8 protein-coding genes are annotated in these 12,520 nt (G+C 69.4%); 4 read left to right on the plus strand and 4 right to left on the minus strand.

From position 1 onward, the window contains the following. Positions 1–24: 24 nt before the first annotated feature. The gene (locus ABTY62_RS32400) at positions 25–912 is read right to left on the minus strand and encodes a helix-turn-helix transcriptional regulator (protein WP_352132986.1); all 888 of its coding nucleotides are present in this window, start codon (positions 910–912) and stop codon (positions 25–27) included. Positions 913–1,243: 331 nt separating this feature from the next. On the opposite strand from ABTY62_RS32400, the gene ABTY62_RS32405 reads away from it, so the two are divergent. Next, entirely contained in the window at positions 1,244–2,152 is a 909-nt protein-coding gene (locus tag ABTY62_RS32405) for an MBL fold metallo-hydrolase (RefSeq protein WP_352132987.1), read from the plus strand. A 149-nt stretch (positions 2,153–2,301) separates the two neighbouring features. Beyond that, positions 2,302–2,910, plus strand: coding sequence for a TIGR03086 family metal-binding protein (locus ABTY62_RS32410; protein WP_352132988.1), 609 nt, complete (start codon positions 2,302–2,304; stop codon positions 2,908–2,910). Positions 2,911–3,029: 119 nt separating this feature from the next. Here the strand turns inward: ABTY62_RS32410 and ABTY62_RS32415 are convergent, their stop codons facing one another. From ABTY62_RS32415 to ABTY62_RS32425, 3 genes are all read right to left on the minus strand, one after another. Next, entirely contained in the window at positions 3,030–5,066 is a 2,037-nt protein-coding gene (locus ABTY62_RS32415) for a glycoside hydrolase family 97 protein (protein ID WP_352132989.1), read from the minus strand. A gap of 614 nt (positions 5,067–5,680) precedes the next feature. Beyond that, positions 5,681–7,351: a glycoside hydrolase family 13 protein gene (locus ABTY62_RS32420; protein WP_352132990.1), complete on the minus strand. Its 1,671-nt coding sequence runs from the start codon at positions 7,349–7,351 to the stop codon at positions 5,681–5,683. After that, complete coding sequence (locus tag ABTY62_RS32425) at positions 7,348–9,687, minus strand: hypothetical protein (RefSeq protein ID WP_352132991.1); 2,340 nt, start codon at positions 9,685–9,687, stop codon at positions 7,348–7,350. The genes ABTY62_RS32420 and ABTY62_RS32425 overlap by 4 nt, the downstream gene beginning before the upstream one ends. Positions 9,688–9,862: 175 nt before the next feature. Here ABTY62_RS32425 and ABTY62_RS32430 point away from each other — a divergent pair, with 175 nt between their 5' ends. Both ABTY62_RS32430 and ABTY62_RS32435 read left to right on the plus strand, forming a co-directional pair. Continuing rightward, the gene (locus ABTY62_RS32430) at positions 9,863–10,912 is read left to right on the plus strand and encodes a LacI family DNA-binding transcriptional regulator (protein WP_352132992.1); all 1,050 of its coding nucleotides are present in this window, start codon (positions 9,863–9,865) and stop codon (positions 10,910–10,912) included. Beyond that, positions 10,909–12,507, plus strand: coding sequence for an FAD-dependent oxidoreductase (locus tag ABTY62_RS32435; RefSeq protein WP_352132993.1), 1,599 nt, complete (start codon positions 10,909–10,911; stop codon positions 12,505–12,507). Before ABTY62_RS32430 ends, ABTY62_RS32435 begins: the two co-directional genes overlap by 4 nt. The last annotated feature ends 13 nt before the right edge of the window (positions 12,508–12,520 follow it).

The following is a 12,520-nucleotide window of genomic DNA, read 5'->3' on the forward strand; positions in this document are numbered from 1 at the left end:
CGCTGATCGACCGCCTGTTCCTCATCAGTTGGACGGTGCCTGAGAGGGGGCGGTCTCGAGTGTGTTCGTCGGTGTGGTCCAACTGGCGAGCAGGCGGAGCGTTTCCGCGGAGGCGGAGCCGGGTTCGGCGGTGTAGAGCACGATGCTCTGGTCAGGGTCGGCCGGCAGGGCCAGCGTTTCGTAGGAGAGAGTGAGTTCGCCGACCACGGGGTGGTCGAGGCGCTGGGTGCCGTGGGCGCACTGGTCCACACGGTGACCGGCCCACCAGGTGGAGAACCCGGGAACTTTGATGGACAGTTCCCCGACGAGTTCGTTCAGCAGGCGGTCGTCGGGATGGCGTCCGGCGGCCAGGCGCAGACTGGCGACGAACGACTCCGCGACCTGGCCCCAGTCCATGTACAGGTCACGGGCGGCGGGGTGGAGCAGGACGAACCGGGCGAGGTTGCGGTCACGGTACGGCAGTGTGTCGAAGTCTGTGATCAGCTGTTTGGCCAGGTGGTTGGCGCCCAGGACGTCGCTGCGGTGGTTGAGGACGACGGCCGGCGAGACATCGTTCAGGACGTCCAGCATGCGGTGGATCCGCTGCCGCATGCGTGGTACGCCGGCGGGACGACGCCGGCGCCGTCCAGGTGACCCGGGCCGGGCGAGCTCGAAGAGGTAGCCGCGTTCGGTGTCGTCCAGGCACAGGGCGCGGGCCACCGCCTCCAGCACCGTCTCCGAGACGTGGGGGTGCCGGCCCTGCTCGAGACGGGCGTAGTAGTCCGCGCTCACCCCGGCCAAGCGCGCGACCTCCTCACGGCGCAGCCCGGGCACCCGGCGCGCGCCGCCACCGAACGCGACCCCCGCATCCTCGGGACGCAACCGGGCCCGCCGCGAGCGCAGGAAGTCACCCAGCTCGCTGTTGTGGTTCATGCGGCCAGTGTGCCCCCCACAGCGCCGTGACGGGCCGGTGAAGGTGGACCAGTCAGACCTAGGTTCAGCAGGGCGCCCTTGGAGCGCCCACGCATACACAAAGTAGGACATGCTGGACGAAAAGCGATGATCCTCTCTGGAGAGGAAACCAGAGGACGTCCCTGCACCGGAGCTGGAGAAAGGAGCGTCTGTCCTGCACTGGCCCGCTGTCGCCTCGAAGGCCACGCTGCCGCAGGCCAGGACCGACCCAGCCCTCACGCGGCCCCTGGAGCCGCATCACAGGAGACCATCCGCCCCCATCCCTGGGACGGGCCACCCAAAGGAGATCACCATGACCAAGTTCGCGCCTGTACCCGGCTTCGCCCTGGGTCCGGACATCCCGGAGTCCGGGTACGCCGTCAGGGACCTGGGCGGCGGTGCCCACTTCGTCACCCAGGGGATGATCAACACGATGTTCGTGGAGACGAACAACGGTGTCGTCCTCGTGGACGCCTCACCATTCCTGGGGGACAAACTGCTGGAGGCGATCGAGTCGGTCACCCCTAGGCCCGTCACCCACCTGATCTACAGCCACGCGCACGCCGACCACATCGGGGCAGCTCACCTGCTGAAGCGGGACGGCCTGAAGATCATCTCCCATGAGATCACCGGCGAGTTCATCAAGCAGGTCAAGAAAGACGATCGGCGCCCCCTGCCCACCGAGACCTTCAGCGGCCGGCGCAAGGAGATGGACATCAACGGGGTACGGTTCGTCCTCGACTACACGGGAGACTGGCATCAGGCTGGCAATCTCTTCATCCACCTGCCGGAGCTGAAGCTCATGGGAGCGATGGACAGCTTCAGTCCGAAGAGCGCGCCATTCTTCCGCCTGTACTTCTCCGCACACGTGCCCGCGTACTTCGACGCCATGGACCAGTTGCTCGAGTACGACTACGAGACCATCGTCACCGGTCATATGGCTCTGCCAGGTACGCCCGAGGACGTGGCGACGAACCGGGAGTACATCCGGGACCTGCGCGCCGCTGCATCCGAAGCACTGCGCACGGTCGACATGAAGGAAGCCGCGGCCGCCGCCAAGGTGCCGGCGAACAACAAGCAGGCGGAAATCAAGGTCTGGATGGATGCGGTCACCGCCCGCGCGGCCGAACTCATGCCGCCCTGGGAAAAGCGGCTGGGAGGGACCGACATCTTCCTCGCCGACAACCTCAACGCCACCGCGTGGAGCGTTTTCATCGACTAGGACGACGCCCTGCACATGAGGGGCGAACCGCGGTGATTGCGTTCGCAGTCACACACCAGACGGTGTTCCCGACTCGGGAACATTATCCAGCAAGCCACCGATCAGCATCACTCGCCCTCGGCGTGGGGCGTGAGAAGGAGGGATGCCACATGCTGCCGGCGACAGAGGTGGAGCAGTTGGCGCAGAGTATCGATCTGGTAGTGGACGCTGTCCACAATGCACCGGTCGACCAGTACCACAGCCCGACGCCGTGTTCGGCGTGGACGGTGAAAGATCTCGTCAATCACATCGCCATGATGCTCCTGTTGACGACAGACGCGGGCACCCGCACGGCATCGGATCCGAGCCTGCTGACCGCGAACCCGGTGCCCCTCCTCGCCGGGCGGGCGGAGTCCGAGTGGGCGTTGCTCGTGGCCAGCAGAGCGGAACCGGCGGCCAGGGCCTGGTCCGAGCCGGCAGCGTGGGAGGGAGAGGCCAGCCTCGGCACAGCGCACATGCCCGCGACCGCGCTCGGCGGCATTCTGATCGCCGAATTCACCGTCCACGCCTGGGACACGGCAACAGCCACCGGACAACGGCGCACCACTCCCCCATCCTTGGCCGAAGCCACGTTCGCGACATACTCGCGTGAGGCACCCCGCATGCGCAGTGTCGGCCTTCTGGGTGACGAAGTACCCCAAGACGCAGACGCCCCCATGCTTGACCGCGCACTGGCCCTCAGCGGCAGAAACCCCCGATGGACACCAGCAGAGCATTAGCCTCGCGCTTTCATAAAGCGGACTGCCCGAGGCTTGATCAAGAACACGGGAAGTGCCCTTGAAGCGGACCGACGGCCCAGATCAGCTTGAACCCCGTTCGGCTCGTCCTGGCCCAACGGTCAGGAGCGCGCGCGGCGGAAGCGGATCGCGGTGCCTCCACCGGCGACGAGTTTCAGCTTCAGTACGGTGGACGCTCGCACCGTCTCGGTCCGGATGTCGATCGGCAGTGGGTTGTCGTGCCAGCTGGTGTCCGCGGCGTCGCTGTAGATTTCGGCTCTGTACCGGCCGCGTCCCAGGAACCGCAGCGGCAGCCTCAGCGTCCGGTCGTGCTCGTCGGTGATGGCGCCGAGATACCAGGTGTGGCCCTTGCGGCGGGCGACCACCGTGTAGTCGCCGATCACGCAGTCCAGGAAGCGGGTCTCGTCCCAGCTGGCAGGCATGTCCTTGAGGTAGGCGAACCCAGGGTGGGAGTGGTAGTTCTCTACCGTGTCGGCCAGCATCTGCAGCGGGCTGAAGAACACCGAGTACAGCGCGAGCTGTGCGGCCGAGGTCGTCTGTACGCGGGTACCGAGTCCGGCCGGGTCCCAGGTCACGTTGAGTACGCCCGGGGTGTAGTCGGCCGGCCCGCCCATGAACCTGGTGAACGGAAGGATCGTGGCCTGCTCCGGCGGGTTGCCGAGCCGACCCATGTAGTTGTGCTGCTCCATGCCGGCGACGCCCTCGCTGGTCATCATGTTCGGATAGGTGCGCGCCAGCCCGGTCGGCTTGATTGCCTCGTGCGCGATGACCATGATCTGGTGGCGGGCCGCCGTCTCGACGACACGCTGGTAGTGACGCACCGCTTCCTGATCGAAGTGGCTGCGGTTGACCCCGCCCAGCACGAACTTGGTGGCGTAGCCGGTCTTGACCGAGTGGATGCCCAGTTCCGCGTATCGCGCGAAGATCGTTTCCAGGTGCTGCTCGTAGTAGTCGACGAAGCCGCGGGTCTCATTGTGCGCGGTGAACCCGACGCCGTTGGCCTGGGCGTAGCGCAGCACCTCGGCCAGGTCGAAGTCGGCCCGCGGCGTGAGGAAGTCCTGGCCGGTCCAGTTGCCGCCGGCGTTGGTGTTCCAGCCCTCGGCGAGTACGGAACTCGCGCCCGCCTCTCTGGCGAGGTCGATGTAGCGTTTGACCCGCTCAGTCGTGGCGCCGTGACGCGGTCCCTCGGTCCAGGTCGTGTGTCGCCGCTGCAGTTCCCACCAGACACCGACGTACGTGCCGGGTGAGATCCACGACGTGTCCGTGAGCGCGCACGGCTCGTTGAGGTTCTCGATCAGATGCGATTCGGCGAGATCGCCGGGTCGGCCGCCGATGACCAGCGTGCGCCATGGGGTGGAGAATTCACCCCTGAGGTGGGCCTTCGCGCCATCGGGAAGGCTGATCAGCTCGCTGGTGAAGGTGCCGGGCCGGTTACCGTCGGCGGCGAGGGTCATGCTCGGATAGTCGATCAGCGCCGCCTCGTGCACCACGATGTACTCACCACCCTGGGTGGCCAACGACAGCGGGGTCTGGGCGGTTTTCACGTCCGCCAGCCGGGCCTGCCGGTAGTGCCGTTCATCAGCGTTCCAGTCCGTGCCCGCCGCCAGCGACCAGCTCGTGGCGGTCGGTGGCAAGGAGAACTCGGTCCTCTCAGCGGTCACGGTGTAGCGGTCGAGCCCGGCCTGGGCCGGCAGGCGGTAGCGGAAGCCGACGCCGTCGTCGAAGACCCGGACGATCAGGTCCAGCCGTAGCCCGGTCGCCGGTTGCGCGGTCCGCAGTACGCACTCCTGTGCATGGTTGCGGACGAGCGCGTCGGGCCCCCACAACGGCCGCCATCTCTCGTCTATGGTCCTGCGCTGCACGGATTCCAGCACCAGACCGCCGGTGAGCGAGGGTCGGTCGGCCAGGTCGAGCCCCAGCCCGGAAGAGGGCACCAGGACCCTTCCGTGTCGTGCGACCTGGTAGCGCAGCCGTCCGTCCGTCACCCGCACGGTCATCCGCAGCCGGCCGTTCGGCGAGACGATCGTGACGTGGCCGGGCGGCGCGGCGGACGCATTGGCGGGTGTGGCGAGCACCCCGGTGAATACCAGGCCGGCGGTGGCGCCGACGACGGCACGGCGATTGGGGACATTGGCCATGTCACGCTCCATCAAGAGTGGTTGGCGACTGGTCCTGGGCGGTGCCCTTGCTCCGGAGCCGGTCGGGCGTGCGACGAGCCGTGGGCAGTCCGGGCCGGGGCGCGCGTCGGCACCGCGCGCAGTGCGGCGGCCGGGTGCGCGGCGACGTCAGGCATACGGCCCCTTTCGTGGAGGCAGGCAGGAGCACCGACGCACGACCTGTCACACCGGGCGCCGTTGCCACGGCGTTACAACGTTGTAACAAGCGCTTTCTGCGGACGTCAACCCTTCGGCGGACAGAAGTGACTCGCAGGGGCGCCGAGGCTCCGCGCGGGTCGGGGCCACGCACACCGCTTTGTCGCACCCCGCGCTCCGCGAGTGCGGGGGTGATCAGGCAGACAGTTCGCCATCCGCTCCTCGAGCACCCCACTCACCTCTGAATGACCGGGTCTTCACGGATCCATGGTTTGTGCGGTGCGCGGCGAAGGCGAGCAGGTGAGTAGGGCGGGTGGCGCCCACGAAGACGAGTTGCGCCGCACGCATCGGCGGCGGCCATGGGCTGGTGAAGGCCAGGGCCTGTCCGGACGGCGGGGCGTGAGGCCGGACAGGCCCTGGGGATATCGGGGTGTGGCTCGCTACACGCTGAGCCAGGCCGTGTGGTCCGGGGCCAGTCGGTTGTCTTCGACGGGGCCACTGGCCAGCAGGGTCGAGGCGTGTTCGGGCAGCTGGTACGGCTCGGTCGAGAGGTTGACCACGCACACGAAGCCGGGCTCGCGGTGGAAGGCGAGAACTCCGGCGGGGGTGTCGTCCAGCCAGGTCAGGGTGGAGTCGCCGAGGGCGGGGTGTTCGCGGCGCAGGCGGAGGGCGGCGCGGTAGAGCTCCAGCATGGAGCCCGGGTCGCCGCTCTGGGCTTCCACGGTGCGCGGCGCCCAGTCGGAGGGCTGTGGCAGCCAGGGCGCGGTGATGGCTTCTTCCGCGCCCGGGGGTGGCTGGGGGCTGAACCCGTACGGTGTGGTCCGTCCGGACCAGGGGATCGGGACGCGGCAGCCGTCGCGGCCCCGGTCGGTGTGGTCGGAGCGTTCCCAGACGGGGTCCTGGAGCGCGGATTCTGGCAGGTCCTCCACCTCGGGCAGGCCCAGTTCCTCGCCCTGGTAGACGTAGGCGCCGCCGGGCAGGGCGAAGGTGAGCAGGGCTGCTGCGCGGGCTCGCCGGGTGCCCAGTTCGAGGTCGGCGGGGCCGGCGGGGACGTAGGACTCGTTGGCCACCCACTTCTTTGCGGCCCTGCGGCCGTAGCGGCTGGCGTGGCGCATGACGTCGTGGTTGGACATGACCCAGGTGGCCGGGGCGCCGACGGTGCCGAGTGTCGTGAGGGTGGTGTCGATGACGGCTCGCAGGTCCTTCGCGTCCCACTCGGCCATGAGAAAGTCGAAGTTGAAGGCGGTGTGCAGGCCGTCGTCGCGGACGTAGGCGGCGAGCCGTTCCGGGGTGTCCGTCCAAGCCTCGGCGACGAAGGAGCGGTCGCCGGGGTACTCGTCGGCCACTTTGCGCCAGGCGCGGTAGATGTCGTGGACCTCGCCGCGGTCCCAGAAGGGGTGCACGCCGCCGTCGCGGTCGGCCAGGTCCGGCAGTTCGGGGTCCTTGACGAGGCCGTGGGCCACGTCGACGCGGAAGCCGTCCACCCCGCGGTCGAACCAGAAGCGCAGGACGGACTCGAACTCTGCGTGGACGTCGTGGTGTTGCCAGTTGAGGTCCGGCTGCTGGGGGGTGAAGAGGTGGAGGTACCACTCGCCGTCGGGCACCCGGGTCCAGGCCGGGCCGCCGAAGCGGGAGTCCCAGTCGTTGGGCGGCAGGGCGCCCTCGGGGCCGCGGCCAGGGCGGAAGATGTAGCGCGCGCGTTCGGGGCTGCCGGGGCCTGCCGCCAGCGCGTCCTGGAACCAGGCGTGCCGGTCGGAGGAGTGGTTGGGGACGATGTCCGCGATGATGCGGATCCCGTGCGTGTGCGCCTCCGCGATGAGTCGCTCCGCCTCGGCGACCGTCCCGAACAGCGGGTCGATCTCGCGGTAGTCGGCCACGTCGTAACCGTGATCGGCCATCGGTGACTTGTACCACGGGTTGATCCAGAGGGCGTCCACGCCGAGGGACTTGAGGTAGGGCAGCCGGGAGCGGATGCCGGCGATGTCGCCGACGCCGTCGCCGTCGCCGTCGGCGAAGCTGCGGATGTAGACCTGGTAGATGACGGCGTCGCGCCACCAGGGAGTGGTGGCGGTGGTGGCGGGCACGGTGTTGTTGCTCCTTGGTCGTTTCATGTCGGACTCGGCAGGCTGTGGTGGCCCGTGGCGTCGGTGTGCGGTGCGAGGCCGTAGTAGATCCGGGGCGCACCGTCGAGTGTCAGCGTCGCGCCACCGTTGGTGACCTGGATCTGGGTGACCTGTCCGATCGCGTCCACCTGCCGTACGACGGTCGTGGCGGCGACCACGAGCGGGGTCTTGGTCGGCCAGGGGTCGGTCCACACCTCGGGGGCGGGGAAGTGCCAGTCGGCGCGTTGGCCGGCGGTGTTCAGCAGATAGCCGTCGGCCCGGTTCCACAGCACGACCGCGGGGCCGTCGGGTGTGTCGAACCACAGGCCGAAGGTCCGCGGGTCGGGGAAGGTCAGCCGGCCCCGGAAGGTGGCCTGGTCGAGCGTGCGGGCCGCGGTCGCGTAGGCCAGGAGCGAGGGCTTCGGGCTGAGGTCGCGGTTCATGAGGCCGTAGTGGTACTCGACGTTGTCCGGGTCGGCGACCTGGGGCATGCCGAGCACGCTGTCGTGGAACTGGTACCAGCACACGCCCCGGATCCCCTCGGCCTTGGCCAATGCGAGGGTGAGCAGCACGTTCTCCGCGGCATGCCGGTAGGTGTCGTGCCACCAGCTGTTGGGCTTGGTCGGCGCGTATGCCTCGGTCAGCCAGATCTCCTTCTCCCCGTGCTCGGCCATCAGGGCCTTCAACTGCCGCAGGCCGCCGTAGAAGTTCCAGTAGGTGCCGTCGCCGCCGGTGGTCCAGTCGTCGCCCGGCGGTATGTAGTCCGGGGTGAAGTTGCCGCGTCCCGGGTGGTAGGCGAAGGCGTCGATCAGGTCCCAGCCGCCGGCGGCGATGAAGTTCTCCACCCATGGCTTGTCCATGCCGGCCAGTCCGTTGTTCATCAGTTTGACGGTGTCGCCGGTGGCTGCTCGCCGGTCGAAGACCGGCCGCAGTGCCTTGTCCAGGTATGCCTGCGCGGCGTCGCCGGTGTTGAAGGGTCTGTTCAGCTCGTTGCCGACCTCGAAGTAGCCGGCGCCGGCAGCGACCGCCACCGCCAGTTTGTCCGCGGCCCAGGTGGCGGCCTCGGCGTCGGTGACGTCCAGGGACGGCTGGAGTTCGATGTTGTGGCGCATGCCGCGGGCGTCGAAGGCGGAGGGCGGCAGCCCGGGCCCGCCGTCGTAGGAGATCCGGACCAGGCTGATGCCGACCTTCTGCCACAGGTCCAGTACGGCGTCGGCGCTCGGCCGTTGCAGCCACGGATAGTTGGCGACGGCGAACATGCTGTCCGTGCCGGCCCGGTAGTCGTAGGAGGGCAGGACCGCGAGATTGGTCCGGGCGAACGCCTCGTCGTCACCGGATCTGACGACCACTTCGGCCAGTGCGATCCCGCCGGCCGGTGCGGTCAGGGTGAAGGTGTGCTGCCACGTGGCGGCCGCGGCGACGCTGCCGGTCGTGGTCGTGGCGGCCAGCAGGTCACCGTCGAAGCCGCGCACCCACAGCTCCAGCTCGACCGTCTTGGCCGCGCCGCCGTTGGCCACCAGGGCGGTGAGTTCCATCTGTTCACCGGCCGACTCGTACAGGTTGAAGTCGCGGTTCGTGGTGAGTTCGAGGCCGAGTTCACGGCCCCGGCCGATGGTGGCGGTGGCGGACGGCCGGGTCTCGGAGAAGAAGAAGTCGGCCCGGCTGGTCCAGCCGCCGGCCGCGTCGGCCACACCCGGAGCGTGCACCCAGGTCGCGTTCGTCCATGCCTGGCGGGACCGGTCCAGCAGGAACAGGCCGTGCAGCGCGGTTGACCAGGTGGAGGTGTGGGCGATGCCGGTGGTGGCCTCGTACGGGATGCCGCCGCCCGTGTCGCGGACCCATTCGGTGATCGGAATGTAGTCGTCGGGCGCCGTCGGCGCCTGGATCGCCCGGCTGAACAGGAAGCCGTCCGGGACCAGCGTGTCCGCCCCGGTGACGTGCCACTCCAGCACGGCATGGGAGGTGGTGACGCTGAACCAGCCGGTGACGGCGGTCGGGCCGGCGGCGGCGTCGAAGGTGTAGTCCATGCGGATCGCCGGCGTCCCGTCCCCGAGCGTGCTCAGCGTCGGGGTGCCGCCGGTGGACACGTGGATGCCGGTGACACTGTCCTTGACCTGGAACTTCGACCCGGCCGAGCGGGTCACGCCACCGGCGTCACGGATGGCGAGCCTGCCGCCCGCACTGGCCAGCAGGCTGATGCCACCGGCGGCCAGGGTGACGTCACCGGCCGCGGCGTGCGCGGTGACCGGGGTCGACTCCGCGACGAGTACGACACCGGCGGCGAGAGCCGCGCCGAGGAAGCGCCGGCGGTCGAGGGCGGGTCGGGAGAAGGCTTCGGAGGTCATCGTCTGCTCCTGTCCAGCGCTGGGCTGCGCACGCTGATAATGCCTATCTGCAACTTCGTGAACAACACGTTTCCAGGCCGCTACCCCGGTGTCAACAGATGCTTGTCCTGGCGATCCACCGTGCGTTACGGTCATCCCCAGCAGATGAAGTTACGCATTATCAGATGGAGGAGCGATGTCGCCGAGACCTCGCCGTGTCACGCAACGCGAGATCGCGGAGCTGGCGGGCGTCAGCCAGACCACGGTGTCGGTGGTGCTGAACGACCGCGACGGCTCGAACGTGCGGGTCCCCGAGGCCACCCGGGCGCGGGTCAAGCGGGCCATCGAGCAGCTCTCCTACGTCGCGGACCCCGCAGCCCGGCGGCTCGCCGGGCTGGACAACCAGATCATCGGCGTCTTCACGTACGAGGCCGCGCTGTCCCCCGAGAGCATGGACTTCTACGGTCCGCTGCTGAACGGGATCGAGCGGGCCGCCGAACGGATCGGCTGGGACCTGTTGTTCTTCACCTCCTCACCGGTGGAGAACAACACGCGCAGCCTCTTCCACCGCAAGACCCGGCTGCGGCTGACCGACGGCTGCGTGCTGCTCGGCCAGCAGATGGTCGCGTCCGAGCTGGAGCGGCTGGTCGCCGAGCAGTTCCCGTTCGTCGCGATCGGCCGCCGGGACGAGACCGCCGCCGCGGTGCCGTACGTGGCGATCGACTACACCACTCCGACCACCGCGCTGCTCGATCAGGCGGCGGCCGGCGGGCACCGGCAGGCGCTGTATGTCCACCGCGGCCGCGACACGCCGACCGCGCGGGACCGGCGCGATGCCGTCGAGGGCGCCTCCGCGGCGGGCCGACTGGCCTTCCTGCTGGTCGGTGAGGAGAGAATCGCCGACCTGCCCCGACTGGCGCGGGCGACCGGCGCCACCCTGATCATCGCGGAGGACGCGTTCCTGGCGGAGGACGTCGCGCACGCCCTGTTGGGTGCCGGGGTCGCCGTACCGGACGAGGTCTCGCTCGCCGCGCTCGGTGAGGTGCGCGGCCATCGGGTGGAGGGCCGGACACTGACCGGCTTCCACGTGCCCAGACCACAGCTGGCCGCCGAGGCGCTCGACCTCCTCCAGCTCCTGATCGGCACGGCCCCGCAGGAGTGGGCCGGTCTGGACCGTGAGCGGCTGCTGGTCGCCGAGGTCGAGCCGGGGGACACGATCGTCGCGCGAACGGAGTCGCCGTCATGACTGACAGGATCACGGCCGAGGTGGCGATCATCGGCGGCGGACTCGGCTCCGTCGCCGCGGCGCTGGCCCTTCTGCAACGTGGCCGCCGGGTGGTGATGACCGAGGAGTACGCCTGGCTCGGCGGGCAGCTCACCTCGCAGGCCGTTCCGCCCGACGAGCACATCTGGGTGGAGCAGTTCGGCGTCACCGCCCGCTACCGCGCGTTGCGCGAGGACATCCGCCGCTACTACCGCGACCACTACCCGCTGACGGCCGCCGCGCGCGCCGACCGGGAACTCAACCCGGGCCGTGGCCGGGTGAGCAGGCTGTGTCACGAACCGCGGGTGGCCGACGCGGTGATCACCTCCCTGCTGGCGCCGTACCGGTCGACCGGGCGGCTCACGGTCCTGCAACCCGCGGTACCCGTCGCCGCCGAGGTGCGCGACGCGACGGTCCGCTCCGTCACCGTCGCGGACCCGCGCACCGGGGCCGAGACCGTGATCACCGCCGAGTACGTCATGGACGGGACCGAGACCGGCGATCTGCTGCCGCTGACCGGAACCGAGTACGTCGTCGGCGCCGAGGCGCGGTCCGACACCGGTGAGCCGAGCGCTCCCGAGACCGCCGATCCGGGCAACGTGCAGTCGATCGCGTGGTGCTTCGTCTTCGATCACGTCGCGGGCGACCACACCATCGCCCGGCCGGACGACTACGACGTCTGGCGCTCCTTCGAACTCCCCTTCTGGGGCGCGCCGATGTTGTCCTTCACCGCGCCGAACCCCCGGACCCTCGCGCCGGAGGACCGGACCATGAACGTCAACCCGGCCGCCGACGCCACCGGGGACCCGCGGTTCGACGCCGGCGACCGGGATCTGTGGCAGTTCCGGCGGATCGCCGCCCGGCAGAACTTCGCCGACGGCTTCTACGACAGCGACATCGTGCTGGCCAACTGGCCACAGCTGGACTACGTGGGCGGCTCGATCATCGACACCGACGACCGGCAGCTCCACCTGGACGCGGCGAAGGCACAGTCCCGTGCCTACGTGTACTGGTTGCAGACCGAGGCGCCCCGCCCGGACGGCGGCCGCGGCTGGCCCGGACTGCGGCTGCGCGGCGACCTGGTCGGCACCGCCGACGGCTTCGCGCAGGCGCCGTACATCCGCGAGTCCCGGCGGATCAGGGCGCTCACCACCGTGCGCGAGCAGGACATCTCGGTCAAGGCCCGCGGGGACGCCGGACCGGCCCGCTTCGACGGCTCGGTCGGGGTGGGGATGTACCGGATCGATCTGCATCCCTCCACCGGCGGCGACAACTACATCGACGTCGAGTGCGCGCCGTTCGAGATTCCGCTCGGCGCGCTGGTCCCGGTGGCCACCCAGAACCTGGTTCCGGCCGCCAAGAACATCGGCACCACCCACATCACCAACGGCGCCTACCGGCTGCACCCGGTCGAGTGGAACGTCGGCGAATCGGCCGGGGAGCTGGTCGCGTACTGCCTCGACCTCGGCCTGAGCCCAGGTCAGATCGCGACCGACGATCGCCTCGTCGACCGACTCCAGCACAGGTTGACCGCGGCCGGGATCGAACTCCACTGGCCGCAGATCGCCGGTTACTAGCCCCAACCCGAAG

Origin of the sequence: Streptomyces sp. NPDC097640, assembly GCF_040302705.1 — a bacterium.
GTDB lineage: Bacteria > Actinomycetota > Actinomycetes > Streptomycetales > Streptomycetaceae > Streptomyces.

Bases quoted from the DNA above. Each gene is read 5' to 3' on its own strand.
- ABTY62_RS32420 (WP_352132990.1), bottom strand. From the start codon at position 7,351: ATGAAACGACCAAGGAGCAACAACACCGTGCCCGCCACCACCGCCACC.
- ABTY62_RS32435 (WP_352132993.1), top strand. From the start codon at position 10,909: ATGACTGACAGGATCACGGCCGAGGTGGCGATCATCGGCGGCGGACTC.
- ABTY62_RS32415 (WP_352132989.1), bottom strand. From the start codon at position 5,066: ATGGCCAATGTCCCCAATCGCCGTGCCGTCGTCGGCGCCACCGCCGGC.
- ABTY62_RS32410 (WP_352132988.1), top strand. From the start codon at position 2,302: ATGCTGCCGGCGACAGAGGTGGAGCAGTTGGCGCAGAGTATCGATCTG.
- ABTY62_RS32400 (WP_352132986.1), bottom strand. From the start codon at position 912: ATGAACCACAACAGCGAGCTGGGTGACTTCCTGCGCTCGCGGCGGGCC.
- ABTY62_RS32425 (WP_352132991.1), bottom strand. From the start codon at position 9,687: ATGACCTCCGAAGCCTTCTCCCGACCCGCCCTCGACCGCCGGCGCTTC.
- ABTY62_RS32405 (WP_352132987.1), top strand. From the start codon at position 1,244: ATGACCAAGTTCGCGCCTGTACCCGGCTTCGCCCTGGGTCCGGACATC.
- ABTY62_RS32430 (WP_352132992.1), top strand. From the start codon at position 9,863: ATGTCGCCGAGACCTCGCCGTGTCACGCAACGCGAGATCGCGGAGCTG.